Consider the following 15,235-nt stretch of genomic DNA (forward strand, 5'->3'; position numbering starts at 1 on the left):
TCCGATGCGGCTGGTCCTCGCATCGAACAACCGCAAGAAGCTCGGCGAACTCCAGGCGCTGCTGGTACCGGCCGGGGTCGAACTGATGGCGCAGGGCATGCTCGGCGTGGCCGAGGCCGACGAGCCGTTCCACACCTTCGTCGAGAACGCGCTGGCCAAGGCGCGACACGCAGCCCGGCAGGTCGGCGGCGCGGCGATCGCCGACGATTCGGGCCTGTGTGTCGACGCGCTGGGCGGGGCGCCGGGCGTGTACTCCGCGCACTTCGCCGAACTCGCGACCACCGAAGTGGATCGCGAGGACCACCGCGCGTTGCAGGATGCCGCGAACAACGCGCTGCTGCTCGATCGGCTGAACGGCGTGACGGACCGACGCGCACGCTTCATCAGCACGCTGGTGGCGGTGCGCTCGGCCGACGACCCCGAGCCGCTGGTCGCCGTCGGCCGCTGGTTCGGCGAGATCCTGCACGCGCCGGTGGGCAGCGGCGGTTTCGGCTACGACCCGCTGATGTTCATTCCCGCGCTCGGTCGTGCGGTGGCCGAACTCGACGCGCCGACGAAGAACGCCCACAGCCACCGCGCCATCGCCGCGGCGCAGATGCTGACGCTGATGCGCGAGGCCTGGCACCGTGGCTAGCATTCCGATCGCGACAGCCTCGGCTGCGGCCGAACCCGTCGCGGAACGGCTGGCCCGCTACATGCGCCCCGGCACGTTGAGTCTGGCCGCGCTGCCGCCGCTGTCGCTCTACGTGCATCTGCCGTGGTGCCTCAAGAAGTGCCCGTACTGCGACTTCAACTCCCACGAGCAGCGGGGCGAAGCCGATCACTCCCGCTACCTCGACGCGCTCAATGCCGATCTCGAAGCCGCGCTTCCGTTCATCTGGGGCCGCCGCGTGCACACGATCTTCATCGGTGGCGGAACACCGAGCCTGTTCACACCGGACTCGATCGCCCGGCTGATCGGCGACATCCGCGCCCGTCTGCCGCTCGAGCCCATGTGCGAGATCACGCTCGAGGCCAACCCCGGCACCTTCGAGCGCGAGCGCTTCCACGGCTATCGCGCGGCCGGCGTCACGCGGCTGTCGGTCGGCGTGCAGAGCTTCGACGACGTCAAGCTCGCCGCGCTCGGCCGCGTGCACGACGCGGCGCAGGCGCGCGCGGCGGTGGACGAGGCGCGCGCCGCGTTCGAGACCTTCAACCTCGACCTGATGTACGCACTGCCCGGCCAGTCGATCGCCGAGTTCGAGCGCGATCTGCAGACCGCACTGGCCTTCGAGCCGCCGCACCTGTCGGTCTACCACCTGACGCTCGAGCCGAACACCGTCTTCGCGAAGTACCCGCCGGCCTTGCCGGACGACGACACCGCGTTCGAGATGCTGGACCGGATCACCGCGGGCTCCAGCGCCGCCGGGATGACGCGCTACGAGGTCTCCGCCTTCGCGCGCCCGGGTCACCGTTGCGAGCACAACTGGAACTACTGGCAGTTCGGCGACTACCTCGGCATCGGCGCCGGCGCGCACAGCAAGCTCTCGTTCCCGCACCGCGTGGTGCGCCAGGCGCGCTTCAAGGAGCCGGTGCAGTACATGACCCGCGCGCTGGCCGGCCACGCGATCGCCAGTGACGAGGAGGTGCCGCGCGACCAGCTGCCGTTCGAGTTCATGCTGAACGCGACGCGGCTGCGCGACGGCTTCGAGCTTGCACGGTTCAGCGAGCGCACCGGGTTGTCGCTGGCCGCCCTCGCCGCGGGCCTGGACGCCGCCGAGCGCAAGGGATTGATCGAGCGCGACTTCGCGCGCGCCTGGCCGACCGAACGCGGCTTCGACTTCCTCAGCGATCTGCAGGCCTTGTTCCTGCCCTGACCGATCAGACGCGGTTGCTGGACAGGCCCGACGTGCTGCGCAGCCGTTCGATCAGGCGCGGCGCGATCTGCGTCAGCGGCAGCACCTCGTGCGCGGCGCCGGCCGCGATCGCCTCGCGCGGCATGCCGAACACGACGCAACTCGCTTCGTCCTGCACCAGGTTGTAGCTGCCGGCCTCGCGCATCTCGCGCATCGCCGTCGCGCCGTCGGCGCCCATGCCCGTCAGCATGATGCCGAGCGCGTTCGGCCCGGCCACGCGCGCCGCCGACTTGAACAGCACCTCGACCGAAGGGCGGTGCCGGTTGACCGGATCGCCCTCGACCACGCGGGCGACGTAGTTCGCACCCGAGCGTTCGACGCTCAGGTGCGCCGTGCCGCCGGGCGCGATGTAGGCGTGGCCGGGCAGGATGCGCTCGCCGTCGCGCGCCTCGGCGACGCGGATGCGGCACAGGCCGTCCAGCCGCGCCGCGTAGCTCTTCGTGAAGCCGGCCGGCATGTGCTGCGTGATGACGATCGCCGGGCAGTCCGGCGGCAGGTTCGTCAGCACTTCCTTGGTGGCCTCGGTGCCGCCGGTGGAGGCGCCGATGAAGACGATCTTCTCGGTCGACAGGCGCCCGATCGCGCTGACCGGCGCGGCCGGCTTGTCACCGGCGCGCGTGCTCGCAGGGGCAGGGCGGCGCAATTGCGCCTTGGACGCGACGCGGATCTTGTCGGTGATGTCGTCGGCCAGCAGTCGCAGGCCGTCGGCGACACCGATCTTCGGCTTGGCGACGAAATCGATCGCGCCGAGTTCGAGCGCGCGCAGCGTGACCTCGGCCCCTTGCTCGGTCAGCGTCGAGACCATCACGACCGGCGTCGGTCGCAGCCGCATCAGCTTGCCGAGGAAGTCGATCCCGTCCATGCGCGGCATCTCGACGTCGAGCGTGATCACGTCGGGGTTCAGCGCGCGGATCATCTCGCGCGCGATCAGCGGGTCGGCCGCGGTGCCGACGCATTCCATGTCGGTCTGGCGACTGATGATGGCGCTCAACAGGCTGCGCACCAGCGCCGAGTCGTCCACCACCACCACACGGGTCTTTGCCATCTTGTCGGCTCCAGCTTGTCTCTCTCGGTCGCGGCGCGGCGGTCAGAACAGGTCGACCGATCCGCCGCCGGTGCTCTGCGGCACGGCCTGCTGCACCGCGGCGCGGTCCTGCGCGACGAGCGCGGCGCTGTTGGTGGCGGCCAGGCGCTTGACCATGGCCTTGCCGCTGGCGGGCAGGAAGCACACCTTGCGCGCGTGGATGCCCAGCACGTCCTTGGAGACGATCGGGATGCGCTCGGTCTTCAGGTAGTCGGTGATGAACGCGGTGTTGCGCTCGCCGATGTTCATCGAGGTCATGCCGTCGACCACCTGACCGCCGCCGAAGACCTTGGCCTCCATCGTCGCGCGGGTGGCGCCCTGCTTCATCATCTCGTTGATCAGCAGTTCCATCGCATACGAGCCGTAGCGACCCGAGCCGGCGTCGCCTTCGGGCAGCATGAAGTGGTTCATGCCGCCGACCTTGGCCTCGCGGTCCCACAGGCACGCGGCGATGCACGAGCCCAGCGTCGTCATGATCAGGATGTCCTCGTGGTACACGAAGTACTCGCAGGGCAGGATCTTCACGGCATCGTTGTTGAAGTACGCGTCGTGGAAGAAGAACGAGGCCTCGCCGGGCTTGCGTGGCTGCGCCTTGAGCCGCTGCAGGCGCGCCGACGAGGTGCCGAGCGCCGGTTGCGGACGCGCGGCGGAGAAGGTGGTGGAGGCGAGGGCCATGGCGGGTGCGGCGCGGCGGTCAGACGCGCTCGTAGATCGTCTTGCCGCGCAGGCGGAACAGGTCCTTCATGTCGGTGAAGTTCTCGGAGTGGCCGACGAACATCAGCCCCTTCGGCTTCATCGCCGCGTGGATCTGGCCGAGCACGCGGCGCTGCGTCGGGTTGTCGAAATAGATCATCACGTTGCGGCAGAACACGATGTCGAACGGCTCGCCGAGCGACCAGCGCGCATCCATCAGGTTGTGCGGGCGGAACTCGATCATCTTCGCCAGCTCGGGCTTGACGCGCATGAAGCCGGCGTTCGCGCCGGTACCGCGCATGAAGTGGCGGCGCTGCAGCTCGGGCGACAGGCCGCGCGCGTCCACCGGGTAGACGCCGCGGCTCGCGGTCGCGAGCACCTTGGTGTCGATGTCGCTGGCGATGATCTTCGCGTCGGCCGTGGTGCCGAGCGCGTCGGCCACCGTCATCGCGATCGTGTACGGCTCCTCGCCGGTCGACGCGGCGTTGCACCAGATGCGCAGCGGCTGGCGGCCGCGCGCCTTCAGTTCGGCGCTGAGGGCATCGAAGTGATGCGACTCGCGGAAGAACGAGGTCAGGTTGGTGGTCAGGCAGTTGACGAATTCCTGCCACTCGTCGTCGGCGGCCGGGCCGGCGGCGGCCTCCAGCCACTGCAGGTAGGAGCCGAACGAGCGGTGGCCGGTCTCGCGCAGGCGACGCGACAGGCGGCTGTAGACCATCGCCTGCTTGCCGGCGTGCAGGCTGATGCCGGCACGCGCATAGATCAGGGCGCGCACGCGCTCGAAGTCCCGCGCGTCGAAGCTGAACTCGCCGCTGGGTTCCGCCGGACCGGCGTCGGCCAGCGGTCTCGCCGGTGCGATGGACAGGGCTGCGGCGTTCATGGGGGTCTCCGGGTCGGGTGCGGCAAGGGCGGGCCGGTCGGCGATCGGATGCCGGCCCAGAAGCTTTATCGACCGGTTCGTCCCCGTCTTGAGCGGCAGCTCGCAGTCGCCGCGCTTGGCGCGCGGCGGGCATGAAGGGGCCGTTTTTCCGGGGCCGCATGCCGGCGGGCCGCTGCTAGACTTGTCGCGTTACTGTCTTTTACCCCCGCCGACCTCTGATTCGTGCACGCCACGCCCGACCCTGCTCCCGCCGCCGCCGTGCCGCTGCGCCTCGCGCCGGCGCTGCAATTGCTGCGGCAATCGGGGTTTGAACTTCCGGACCGCCATGCCGTCGGTCAGACGGCGTGGATGCAGGCGGTGCTCGACGCGCTGTGCGAACTCTCCAGCCGCGATGCGCTCACCGGTCTGTCGAACCGCCGCCAGTTCGAGATGGCGTTGACCAGCGAGATCGACCGCGTCGCCCGCGCCGGCGAGCCCGCGCTGATGCTGATGATCGACATCGACCACTTCAAGCGCGTCAACGACGGCTTCGGTCACCCGGCCGGTGACCTGGTGCTGCGCAGTGTCGCGCAGTCGCTGCAGGAGTGCATCCGGCCGATGGACACGCTCGCGCGCGTCGGCGGCGAGGAGTTCGCGATGATCCTGCCCAACTGCCCGCCGTCGTTCGGCCTGGCGGTGGCCGAGCGGGTGCGCGCGCGGGTCCAGCGGGCGCCGATCGCGATCGCGCCGGGCCAGCAGATCACCGTCACCGTCAGCATCGGCGGCGCGTTCGCGCCGCAGTGGGTGCGCTCGTCGGCGCCGCTGTGGCTGGAGCGCGCGGACCAGCAGCTCTACCGGGCCAAGACCGAGGGGCGCGACCGTGCCTGCCTCGAGCAGCCCCCCGTCTCGCTCGTCAGCGCCGAGGAAAAAGGCCTGCTGTTCGGCACCTCGAAGTTTGCGGAGTTCGAATGAGCGTCCCTGTTCCCAACGCGCCGGTGCGCCGCGCGCGCACCATGGCCATCACGAGCGGCAAGGGCGGCGTGGGCAAGACCTTCCTGTCGGCCAATCTGGCCGCGGCATTGGCCAAGCGCGGACAGCGCGTTCTCGTGCTGGATGCCGACCTCGGCCTGGCCAATCTCGACGTGGTGCTGAACCTGTACCCCAAGGTCACGCTGCACGACGTGTTCACTGGCAAGGTGGCACTCGAGGACGCCATCCTGCCGGCGCCCGGCGGCTTCTCCGTGTTGCTCGCCGGCTCCGGGCTGGTCGAGTACTCGCGCCTGACGCCGGAGGTGCGCGATCAGCTGCAACGCATCATCGAGACGCTGGCGCCGCGCTTCGACCACATCCTGCTCGACACCGGCGCCGGCATCTCCGACGTGGTGCTCTACGCCGTCTCGCTGGCCGACGACGTGCTCGTGATCGCGACCCCCGAGCCGACCTCGATGACGGACGCCTACGCAACCATCAAGGTGCTCGCGACGCAGCAGCAGCGCCGCGCGATCCGCCTGGTCGTCAACCAGGTCGGCCGGCTCGGCGAGGGCAAGGTGATCCGCCACCAGTTGCAGCTCGTCGTCGACAAGTTCGTTGCGCCGATGCTGCCAGAGGGCAGCGACCCGCCGGTGCTCGATCTGGTTGGCGAAGTGCTGCTCGACCCGAGCGTGCGCGAGGCGGTGCAGAAGCGCCAGCTGCTGCTCGAGATCCTGCCCGGCTGCCCGGCGGCGCAGGCCGTCGATGCGATTGCCGCACGGATCGCGCCATGATCGACGAACCCGCGGCCCCGACGCCGTTCGAGCGTCTCGGCGGCGAACCGGGCGTGCGTGCGCTGGTCGACCGCTTCTACGACCTGATGGACCTGGAGCCGGGCTGGGCCGAGCTGCGCGCGCTGCACCCGACGACGCTCGAGGGCTCGCGCGACAAGCTCTTCTGGTTCCTGTGCGGCTGGCTCGGCGGCCCGTCGCACTACACCGACCGCTTCGGGCACCCGATGCTGCGGGCGCGGCACTTGCCGTTCAGCATCGGCATCCGCGAGCGCGATCAGTGGCTGGCGTGCATGCAGCGCGCGATGAGCGAGCAGGCGGTCGACCCGGCGCTCGCGCAGCGCCTGGCCGAATCATTCTTCGGCACCGCGGACTGGATGCGCAACCGCGCCGGCGCGTGAGCGCGGCGCTGTCGGCCCCAGCAGGACCAGCAGCGCGCCGGTGCCGCCGTCGCTGGCACGCGCCTGGGTGAAGGCGATCACGTCCTTCTTCTGCACCAGCCAGGTCTTGACCTTGCTCTTGAGCACCGGCTCSCGCCCCGGCGAGCCATTGCCCTTGCCGTGGATCACGCGCACGCAGCGCAACCCGGCCCGGCGCGCGTCGTGGACGAACAGCGCCAGGCGCTCGCGGGCCTCGTCGCGGCGCAGGCCGTGCAGATCGAGCTGGGCCTGGATCGCCCAGACGCCGCGCCGCAGCTTGCGCACGACCTCGGGGCCGATGCCGGGGCGGCGGAACGACAGCGCCTCGTCGGTGTCGAGCAGCGATTCGACGTCGAACTCGTCGGAGATCGCCTCGAGCATCACCGCCGCCTCGTCGGCCTCGCGCTGACGGGCACGAGGCTCGGGCGGGCGCGCGTCGCTCGCCGCGCGCGCGACGGCACGCAGCGGCACCACCGTGCCGACGGTGAACGCGAACAGCTCGCGCTCCCGCTTCTCGCGCGCGCGCTCCTCGCGTTCGCGCTCGGCGGCCTCCGCGGCAGCGCGCTGCGCCTCGCGCAGCGCCTGGCGGATCGGGCCGAGTTCGGCGAGCGTTCGCGCCCTCATCGCCGCGTTCTCACAGCAGGCCGCGCTCGGCGAACGACAAGGTCGCGCCGTGGCCGACGACGAAGTGGTCCAGCACCTGGACATCGACCAGCCGCAGCGCCGCCTTCAGCGCCTGCGTCAGCGTCTCGTCGGCCCGCGACGGCTCGGCCGCGCCCGAGGGGTGGTTGTGGGCCAGGACAACGGCCGCGGCGTGGCACTCGAGTGCGCGCTTGACCACCTCGCGCGGGTAGACGCTGGTCTGGGTCAGCGTGCCGTGGAACATCTCCTCGAAACGCAGCAGGCGGTATTGCGCGTCCAGGAACATCACCGCGAACACCTCGGCCCCGCGCCCACCCAGTTGCAGCTGCAGGTAGTCCTTGATGGTGGACGGGGCGTCGAACACCGGCCGCTCCGCGAACTGCTGCGCGATCGCGCGGCGCGCCAGTTCGATCACCGCGCCGAGCTCCGCGCGCTTGGCCGGGCCCAGGCCCTTGACGCGCTTCAGGTCCTCCGGGCGCGCCCCCAGCAGGCCGCGCACGCCGCCGCAGGCGTCGAGCAGCTGCTGCGCGAGCTGCAGCACCGAGACCCCTTTCAGGCCCGTGCGCAGCAGCAGTGCGACCAGTTCGGCGTCGGCCAGCGCGGCGGCACCGCTGGCGAGCAGCTTTTCGCGCGGTCGCGCGGCGGCGGGAATGTCCTTGAGCACCACGGCAGGGTCGATTGGGGGCAAAAACGGAGAAGGGGCGGGGGCTCGTAAAATCACGACCAGTCTATCGGCACTCGCGCCGCACCGGGATCTCCCTTGAATCACGTCCAACCGGGGTCGTTCCTGACCCTGCACTACCGCTTGTCCGGGCCCGATGGCGCGGACCTGATCAACACCTTCGCCGACAAGCCGGCCACGCTGTCGCTGGGCACCGGCGAACTCGCGCCGGCGATGGAAGCGCGCCTGATCGGCCTGCCCGAGGGCACGCGCCGCTCCTTCGAGCTCGCCGCCGGCGAGGCCTTCGGCGAGCGCAATCCCGAGCTGCTGCAGCGCGTCAAGCGCAGCCTGCTGAGCGAGTTGGGCGACCCCGACGAGCAGTACCGCGTCGGTGACGTGGTGCAGTTCCCGACGCCGGACGGGCAGGGCGCCTACGCCGGCGTGGTGCGCGAGGTCGCGGACGAGGGCGAGGTGCTGGTGTTCGACTTCAACCACCCGCTGGCCGGCCGGCCGGTGACCTTCGAAGTGCAACTGATCGGGGTGCTCTGATGAACTCGCTGCTCGAAGAGATCGTGCTGGCCGAGCCGCGCGGCTTCTGTGCCGGCGTGGACCGCGCGATCGAGATCGTCGAGCGCGCGCTGACGAAGTTCGGCGCGCCGATCTACGTGCGCCACGAGATCGTCCACAACACCTATGTCGTCAACGACCTCAAGTCCAAGGGCGCGATCTTCATCGAGGACCTGGACGACGTGCCGCCCGGCGCGACGCTCGTCTTCAGCGCCCACGGCGTCTCGCAGGAGGTGCGGCGCGAGGCGGCGCGGCGCGGCTTCAGCGTGTTCGACGCGACCTGTCCGCTGGTCACCAAGGTGCACGTCGAGGTCGCGAAGCTGCACAAGGAGGGCTACGACTTCATCATGATCGGCCACAAGGGCCACCCCGAGGTCGAGGGCACGATGGGGCAGCTGACCGAGGGCATCTACCTGGTCGAGGACGTGGCCGATGTCGAGACGGTGCAGGTCGCGCAGGCCGACAAGCTGGCGGTGGTGACGCAGACGACGCTGTCGGTCGACGACGCGGCGGAGATCCTCGCGGCGGTGAAGCGGCGCTTTCCGAAGGTGCGCGAACCGAAGCAGCAGGACATCTGCTACGCGACCCAGAACCGCCAGGACGCGGTCAAGGTACTCGCGCCGACGGTCGACATCGTGATCGTCGTCGGCAGCCCCACCAGCTCGAACAGCAACCGCCTGCGCGAACTGGCGCAGCGTCTCGGCACGGATGCCTACATGGTGGACGCGCCGGACGACCTCCAGCCCGCGTGGTTCAAAGGCAAGGCGAGCGTCGGCCTGACGGCGGGCGCGTCGGCGCCCGACATCCTGGTGCAGCAGGTGATCGAGCGGCTGCGCGCGCTCGGCGCGGTGTCGGTGCGCAAGCTCGCGGGCGTCGAGGAGACGACCCACTTCCCGCTGCCGATGGGCCTGGGCGACAAGGCGATGGGCCTGGCGCCCAAGACCTGACGCGGTTCAGCGCGGCGGGCGGGGATGGAAGGTCACGACCTGCGTCTTGGCCTGGACCTTGGCCGGCGCGTGATCGCAGCCGTCGCAGCCGCACCCTGACGACGCCGTCGCGGCCCGGCGCAGCCGGGTGGCGGCGAACGCGGGCAGCGGCCACTTCAGCAACTTCGACGCCAGCGCGCGACGTGCCGCCGCGGGCATCAGCGTCCACGCCGCGTACACCGCACAGCCGATCACCAGCAGCGAGACGATCAGGGCTTGCATGCTTCAGCCTCCCAGCGCCAGGGTGACGCGGTAAGTGACGAACGCCGCGATGTAGGCCAGCACGAACAGGTACGCCGCCATCAGCAGCGGGTAGCGCCACGAGTTGGTCTCGCGCTTCACGACCGCGAGCGTCGAGATGCACTGCGGCGCGAACACGTACCAGGCCAGCAGCGCGTAGGCCGTGGCGAGCGACCAGCCCTTGGCGATCACCGGCGACAGCGCATCGGCCACCTCGCCGCCGGCCGCCGACATCGAATACACCGTCCCGAGCGCGCCGACCGCGACTTCGCGCGCCGCCAAACCCGGCACCAGCGCGATCGAGATCTGCCAGTTGAAGCCGATCGGCGCGAACACGTGCTGCAGCGCCTGGCCGAGCCAGCCGGCGATGCTGTACTGGATCGCCGGGCCCGTCGCGCCGTCGGGAGGCGCGGGGTAGCTGGACAGGAACCACAGCACCACCATCAGCGCGAAGATGATGCCGCCGACCCGTGCCAGGAAGATGTGCGCGCGCTCCCACAGCCCCAGCGCCAGGTTGCGCAGCCCGGGCGCGCGGTACGGCGGCAGTTCGAGCATCAGCGGCTGGTAGCGGCTCTTGATCCAGATGCGCTTGAACAGCCAGGCCACCGCCATCGCCGAGACGACGCCGGCCACGTACAGGCCGAACAGCGTCAGGCCGCGCAGGTTGAACGGGCCGACGCTGCGGTCGGGCACGAACGCGCCGATCAGCAAGGCGTAGACCGGCAGCCGCGCGGAGCAGGTCATCAGCGGCGCGATCATGATCGTCGCGAGCCGGTCCTTCCAGTTCGCGATCGTGCGCGTGGCCATGATCCCCGGGATCGCGCACGCGAAGCTGGAGAGCAGCGGGATGAACGCGCGCCCCGACAGCCCGACCTTGCCCATCAGGTTGTCGAGCAGGAACGCGGCGCGCGGCAGGTAGCCCGAGTCCTCGAGGATCAGGATGAAGAAGAACAGGATCAGGATCTGCGGCAGGAACACGATCACGCTGCCGACGCCGGCGATCACGCCGTCGACCAGCAGCGAGCGCAGCGGACCGTCGGCCATGTTCGCGGTGACCTGCTCGCCGGCCCAGGCCATGGCGGCCTTGATCGCGTCCATCGGCAGGTTGGCCCACGAGAACACGGCCTGGAAGATCAGGAACAGCACGGCGGCCAGGATCACCAGCCCCCACACCGGGTGCATCACCACCGCGTCGAGCCGGTGATGGAAGCGCTTCGCGTTCGCCGCCTCGGTGGTGATGCCGGGTTCGACGATCGCCAGGATGCGGCGCACCTCGCGCTGCAACTCGGCCGGCGCGCTCGGCGAGAACGGCGCGGCGGTCGTGCCCGCGGGCCGCAAGGCGTTGAATTCCCGCTCCATCAATCCGAGCAGCGCGGCGTGGCCATCGTGCTTGACGGCCACCGTCTCGACGACCGGGCAGCCCAGTTCGGCCGAGAGCTTCGCGACATCGATGTTCAGCCCCTGCGCCCGCGCCATGTCCGCCATGTTCAGCGCGACCATCATCGGCCGGCCGAGGCGCTTCAGCTCCAGCACCAGGCGCAGGTTCATGCGCAGGTTGGTCGCGTCCACGACCGCGACGATCGCGTCGGGGGCGTCCTCGCCGCGGCGCCGGCCTTCGATCACGTCGAGCGTGACCTGCTCGTCCGGCGTGGCGGGCGTCAGGCTGTAGGCGCCCGGAAGATCGATCACCGAGACCTGCGCGCCGCCGGGCAGCCGCGTCGTGCCGACCTTGCGCTCGACCGTGACGCCGGCGTAGTTCGCGACCTTCTGGCGGGCACCGGTCAACAGGTTGAACAGCGCCGTCTTGCCGCAGTTCGGGTTGCCGACAAGGGCAACGCTCCAGGGCAGGGCGGGGTTCACGGACGCGGTCATTGCGGTGACCTCAGGCGGCCCGGGCCTCGACGCTGACCTCGACACACTGCGCTTCGAGCAGGCGCAGGCCGAACATCGTGTCGCCGATCAGCACGGCCAGCGGTTCGCGCCCGCCCGGCCCGCGGCGCAGCAACTGCACTGGCTCGCCCGGGATGAAGCCGAGCTCGGCGAGCCGTCGCAACGACACCGCGTCGACCTCTTTCGAGCTCGACACCACGCGGGTGACGGTGGCGTGGGCGCCGTCGGGCAGATCGTTCAGCAGCATGGGCGTGTGAACCGGGGAAGTGGCCGTTGGAATGAATGCAAATGAGATTGTCTCTCATTTGAAACCGTGAGGTCTTTCATTGCAAATGCGAATCATTGTCAGTAATAATAACGCATCGGGTCGGTTCGGAAGGCACGCGATGACAGTCAGAATGGCTTCCTGAAGCACCCGAGGAGCACCCATGAAAAGCGATCCCAAAGTCGTCGAACACCTGAACGCGCAGCTCAAGAACGAGCTGACCGCGATCAACCAGTACTTCATGCACTACCGCATGCTCAAGCACTGGGGCTTCGACAAGCTGGCGAAGAAGGAATACGAGGAGTCGATCGGCGAGATGAAGCACGCCGATCAGCTGATGGACCGGATCTTCATGCTCGATGGCCTGCCGAACCTGCAGGACCTGGGCAAGCTGATGATCGGCGAGAACGTGCCCGAACTGCTGCAGTGCGATCTGCAGTCCGAGACCGGGGCACAGGCGACGATCAAGGACGGCATCGCGTACTGCGAGTCGGTGCGCGACTACGTGTCGCGCGACCTGCTGCAGCACATCCTGGACGACACCGAAGAGCACATCGATTTCCTGGAAACCCAGATCGATCTGGTCGGCAAGGTCGGGTTGGAGAACTATCTGCAGTCGCAGATGGGTGAAGTGAGCTGACGCGCCACGGCGCGGCGGCTCGATGGCAGCCCGCAAGGGCAGAGGACGGACGGACATGATCGTTTGCGTGTGTCGCAGGATTTCGGATCACCAGATCCGGCAGGCCGCCGCGGACGGGGCGCACAGCCTCGAATGCCTGCAATTCGATCTGGGCGTCGCGACGCAATGCGGCCGCTGCGCCGATTGCGCCTCGCGCGTGCTGTGCGACGCCCGCGCCTCGGGCAGCAACCACCAGCAGCACCTGATCACGATCAGCCGACCGCAACAGGCCCAGCTCGCCTGAGTGGCCGGGCGGCGCACGCTGCCTACAATCCGCGCTCCATCGGCTCATCCGCGCGCACGTTGCGCGCCCCGTCATGCTCGACATCACTTTGCTGCGCAAGGACCTGGCGGCCGTCGTCGCCGGCCTCGACAAGCGCAAGTCGCCCCAGCCGTATCTCGATGTCGACCGGTTCTCGTCGCTCGAATCGGAGCGCCGCACGATCCAGGTGCGCACCGAAGAGCTCCAGGCCCGGCGCAACAGCCTGTCCAAGCAGATCGGCCAGCTGAAGGGCAAGGGCGAGGACACCACCGCGGTGATGGCCGAGGTCGCTGGCATCGGCGATGAACTCAAGGCGTCGGCCGAGCGGCTCGACGGCATCCTGACCAGCCTGTCGGCGCTGCTGATGGGCGTGCCGAACCTGCCGCAGCCCGATGTGCCGGTCGGCGCCGACGAGAACGCCAATGTCGAGGTGCGCCGCTGGGGCACGCCGCGCAGCTTCGACTTCCCGGTCCGCGACCATGTCGATCTCGGCGCCCCGCTGGGGCTCGATTTCGACACCGGCGCGCTGCTGTCCGGCTCGCGTTTCAGCTTCCTGCGCGGTCCGGTCGCGCGGCTGCACCGCGCGCTCGCCCAGTTCATGCTCGACCTGCAGACCCAGGCGCACGGCTACACCGAGTGCTACACGCCGTACATCGTGAACCGCGAGATCCTCGAGGGCACCGGGCAGTTGCCCAAGTTCAAGGAGGACATGTTCTGGGTCAGCCGCGGCGGCGACGAGAACCAGCCCGAGCAGTACCTGATCTCGACCTCCGAGATCTCGCTGACCAACACCGTGCGCGAGCGGGTGCTGCCGGCATCCGAGCTGCCGATCAAGCTGACCGCGCACAGCCCGTGCTTCCGCTCCGAGGCCGGCAGCGCCGGACGCGACACCCGCGGCATGATCCGTCAGCACCAGTTCGACAAGGTCGAGATGGTCCAGATCACGCGCCCCGACCAGAGCAACGCCGCGCTCGAGGAGATGGTCGGCCATGCCGAGGCCGTGCTGCAGAAGCTCGGGCTTCCGTACCGCGTGGTGCTGCTGTGCACGGGCGACATGGGCTTCGGCTCGGAGCGCACCTACGACCTCGAAGTGTGGGTGCCGGCGCAGAACACATATCGCGAGATCAGCTCGTGCTCGAACATGGGCGCCTTCCAGGCGCGCCGCATGCAGGCGCGCTACAAGGGTGCGGACGGCCGCAACGAGTTCGTGCACACGCTGAACGGCTCGGGCCTGGCGGTCGGCCGCACGCTGGTCGCGGTGCTCGAGAACGGCCAGAACGCCGACGGCTCGATCACCGTGCCCGAGGCCCTGCGACCGTACCTCGGCGGCCTCGAACGCCTGACCCCGGAGGCCGCTCCTAAAGCCTAGGCTAGAATGCGAGACTCGGCACAGACCAGCCGACACCGGAGAGGTGGCAGAGTGGTCGAATGTACCTGACTCGAAATCAGGCGAACCGTAAGGTTCCGAGGGTTCGAATCCCTCCCTCTCCTCCAGACAAGTTCAAGCCCGCACGCGTTGCGGGCTTTTTCTTGCCCGGTGTCGTCCGGCAGTCATGCCAACAGCGAGAACCGCACCGCGAAAATCTCGCGCGAGATGATCGTCCCGTCCGGGGACTTGTCCAGCACGGTGAGTTGCTGCTCGTCCGGCGGACCCGCGGGCAGCACCATGCGGCCACCGGGCTTCAGCTGCTCCACGAGCGCGGGCGGGATCGACGCGGGCGCCGCCGTCACGATCACCTTGTCGTAGGGCGCATGGACCGGCCAGCCCTTGGCGCCGTCGCCGACGTTGACCTCGACATTGGCGCAGCGTTGCCGCGCCAGCCGGTGGATCGCCTGCGCCGCGAGTTCCTCGATCAGCTCGACGCTGTAGACGCGCCCGGCGAGAGCCGCCAGCACCGCGGTCTGGTAGCCCAGGCCGGTGCCCACTTCGAGGACCCTGTCGGTCGGTTGCAGGTCGAGCAGGTCGGTCATCACGGCGACGATGAACGGCTGCGAGATCGTCTTGCCGCAGCCGATCGGCAGCGGGCAGTCCTCGTACGCGTAGGGCTGGATGGCCGGCGGCACGAACTCGTGGCGCGGCACGGTCGCCAGGGCCTCCAGCACCCGCGGGCGCAGCGCCGCACGGCCCAGCTGCGCGCACGAAAAGATCGTCTTCGCGGCGATGACCTGGAGCATGCGTTGCCGGAGTTCGGCGAAGGGATCGTTGCTCACGCCGAAAGATATACACCTTGAACTACGCGCTCGCAAGCCGGGCCCAGGTCATGACCTGTCATCGATCGGTCACGCGGCGCTCGTCGGCGCGTCACATCGTGCTTTCACCATTCGCGCATCAG

At 69.4% G+C, this 15,235-nt stretch carries 19 protein-coding genes and 1 tRNA gene; 11 read left to right on the top strand and 9 right to left on the bottom strand.

Annotation, left to right across the window (positions count from 1 at the left end):
- Positions 1–4: 4 nt before the first annotated feature.
- Both rdgB and hemW read left to right on the top strand, forming a co-directional pair.
- Positions 5–634, top strand: a complete 630-nt coding sequence (gene rdgB / locus ASC76_RS03560) for an RdgB/HAM1 family non-canonical purine NTP pyrophosphatase (RefSeq protein ID WP_056462425.1) — start codon at positions 5–7, stop codon at positions 632–634.
- Entirely contained in the window at positions 627–1,856 is a 1,230-nt protein-coding gene (gene hemW, locus ASC76_RS03565) for a radical SAM family heme chaperone HemW (RefSeq protein ID WP_157615250.1), read from the top strand. Before rdgB ends, hemW begins: the two co-directional genes overlap by 8 nt.
- A gap of 4 nt (positions 1,857–1,860) precedes the next feature.
- Here hemW and ASC76_RS03570 read toward each other — a convergent pair whose 3' ends face one another.
- Genes ASC76_RS03570 through ASC76_RS03580 form a run of 3 tightly spaced genes read right to left on the bottom strand, consistent with a single transcriptional unit; the run spans position 1,861 to position 4,552 of the window.
- Positions 1,861–2,940: a chemotaxis response regulator protein-glutamate methylesterase gene (locus ASC76_RS03570; RefSeq protein ID WP_082548685.1), complete on the bottom strand. Its 1,080-nt coding sequence runs from the start codon at positions 2,938–2,940 to the stop codon at positions 1,861–1,863.
- Between the two features lie 42 nt (positions 2,941–2,982).
- A complete protein-coding gene (gene cheD / locus ASC76_RS03575) occupies positions 2,983–3,654 on the bottom strand; it encodes a chemoreceptor glutamine deamidase CheD (RefSeq protein ID WP_056462431.1) in 672 nt (223 codons plus the stop codon).
- A gap of 19 nt (positions 3,655–3,673) precedes the next feature.
- Entirely contained in the window at positions 3,674–4,552 is an 879-nt protein-coding gene (locus ASC76_RS03580) for a CheR family methyltransferase (protein WP_056462434.1), read from the bottom strand.
- A gap of 222 nt (positions 4,553–4,774) precedes the next feature.
- On the opposite strand from ASC76_RS03580, the gene ASC76_RS03585 reads away from it, so the two are divergent.
- Genes ASC76_RS03585 through ASC76_RS03595 form a run of 3 tightly spaced genes read left to right on the top strand, consistent with a single transcriptional unit; the run spans position 4,775 to position 6,692 of the window.
- Entirely contained in the window at positions 4,775–5,503 is a 729-nt protein-coding gene (locus tag ASC76_RS03585) for a GGDEF domain-containing protein (protein WP_235580329.1), read from the top strand.
- Positions 5,500–6,294 (top strand): MinD/ParA family protein, encoded by a 795-nt coding sequence (locus tag ASC76_RS03590; protein ID WP_056462440.1) that lies wholly within the window; start codon positions 5,500–5,502, stop codon positions 6,292–6,294. Before ASC76_RS03585 ends, ASC76_RS03590 begins: the two co-directional genes overlap by 4 nt.
- Complete coding sequence (locus ASC76_RS03595; protein ID WP_056462444.1) at positions 6,291–6,692, top strand: group II truncated hemoglobin; 402 nt, start codon at positions 6,291–6,293, stop codon at positions 6,690–6,692. The genes ASC76_RS03590 and ASC76_RS03595 overlap by 4 nt, the downstream gene beginning before the upstream one ends.
- Here the strand turns inward: ASC76_RS03595 and ASC76_RS03600 are convergent.
- Together ASC76_RS03600 and radC are read right to left on the bottom strand one after the other, a co-directional pair.
- Entirely contained in the window at positions 6,645–7,334 is a 690-nt protein-coding gene (locus ASC76_RS03600) for a Smr/MutS family protein (RefSeq protein WP_056462446.1), read from the bottom strand. The two genes, ASC76_RS03595 and ASC76_RS03600, sit on opposite strands and share 48 nt — an antisense overlap.
- 10 nt (positions 7,335–7,344) lie before the next feature.
- Complete coding sequence (radC, locus tag ASC76_RS03605) at positions 7,345–8,019, bottom strand: DNA repair protein RadC (RefSeq protein WP_056462449.1); 675 nt, start codon at positions 8,017–8,019, stop codon at positions 7,345–7,347.
- A 93-nt stretch (positions 8,020–8,112) separates the two neighbouring features.
- Here radC and ASC76_RS03610 point away from each other — a divergent pair, with 93 nt between their 5' ends.
- Both ASC76_RS03610 and ispH read left to right on the top strand, forming a co-directional pair.
- Positions 8,113–8,562, top strand: coding sequence for a peptidylprolyl isomerase (locus ASC76_RS03610; protein ID WP_157615252.1), 450 nt, complete (start codon positions 8,113–8,115; stop codon positions 8,560–8,562).
- Complete coding sequence (ispH, locus tag ASC76_RS03615; RefSeq protein WP_056462454.1) at positions 8,562–9,527, top strand: 4-hydroxy-3-methylbut-2-enyl diphosphate reductase; 966 nt, start codon at positions 8,562–8,564, stop codon at positions 9,525–9,527. The genes ASC76_RS03610 and ispH overlap by 1 nt, the downstream gene beginning before the upstream one ends.
- Positions 9,528–9,533: 6 nt before the next feature.
- On the opposite strand, the gene ASC76_RS03620 is transcribed toward ispH, so the two are convergent.
- From ASC76_RS03620 to ASC76_RS03630, 3 genes are read right to left on the bottom strand one after another with little or no spacing between them, the layout of a single operon-like run.
- Positions 9,534–9,788 (bottom strand): hypothetical protein, encoded by a 255-nt coding sequence (locus tag ASC76_RS03620; RefSeq protein WP_056462457.1) that lies wholly within the window; start codon positions 9,786–9,788, stop codon positions 9,534–9,536.
- A gap of 3 nt (positions 9,789–9,791) precedes the next feature.
- Positions 9,792–11,678, bottom strand: a complete 1,887-nt coding sequence (locus ASC76_RS03625) for a ferrous iron transporter B (protein ID WP_056462459.1) — start codon at positions 11,676–11,678, stop codon at positions 9,792–9,794.
- Positions 11,679–11,688: 10 nt separating this feature from the next.
- Positions 11,689–11,943 carry a FeoA family protein gene (locus ASC76_RS03630; RefSeq protein WP_056462463.1) on the bottom strand — a complete coding sequence of 85 codons (255 nt, stop codon included), beginning with the start codon at positions 11,941–11,943 and terminating at the stop codon, positions 11,689–11,691.
- A 181-nt stretch (positions 11,944–12,124) separates the two neighbouring features.
- Between ASC76_RS03630 and bfr the strand changes: the two genes are divergently transcribed.
- From bfr to ASC76_RS03650, 4 genes are all read left to right on the top strand, one after another.
- Positions 12,125–12,601, top strand: coding sequence for a bacterioferritin (bfr, locus tag ASC76_RS03635; RefSeq protein WP_056462466.1), 477 nt, complete (start codon positions 12,125–12,127; stop codon positions 12,599–12,601).
- A 22-nt stretch (positions 12,602–12,623) separates the two neighbouring features.
- Positions 12,624–12,884 carry a bacterioferritin-associated ferredoxin gene (locus ASC76_RS03640; RefSeq protein WP_371262080.1) on the top strand — a complete coding sequence of 87 codons (261 nt, stop codon included), beginning with the start codon at positions 12,624–12,626 and terminating at the stop codon, positions 12,882–12,884.
- A gap of 73 nt (positions 12,885–12,957) precedes the next feature.
- Entirely contained in the window at positions 12,958–14,271 is a 1,314-nt protein-coding gene (gene serS / locus ASC76_RS03645; RefSeq protein WP_056462472.1) for a serine--tRNA ligase, read from the top strand.
- 37 nt (positions 14,272–14,308) lie between these two features.
- Positions 14,309–14,396: transfer RNA gene (locus ASC76_RS03650), tRNA-Ser, on the top strand.
- 57 nt (positions 14,397–14,453) lie between these two features.
- Here the strand turns inward: ASC76_RS03650 and ASC76_RS03655 are convergent.
- Positions 14,454–15,113 (bottom strand): protein-L-isoaspartate(D-aspartate) O-methyltransferase, encoded by a 660-nt coding sequence (locus ASC76_RS03655; protein ID WP_235580330.1) that lies wholly within the window; start codon positions 15,111–15,113, stop codon positions 14,454–14,456.
- Positions 15,114–15,235 lie beyond the last annotated feature (122 nt).

Source organism: Rhizobacter sp. Root404, assembly GCF_001425865.1.
GTDB lineage: Bacteria > Pseudomonadota > Gammaproteobacteria > Burkholderiales > Burkholderiaceae_C > LMDS01.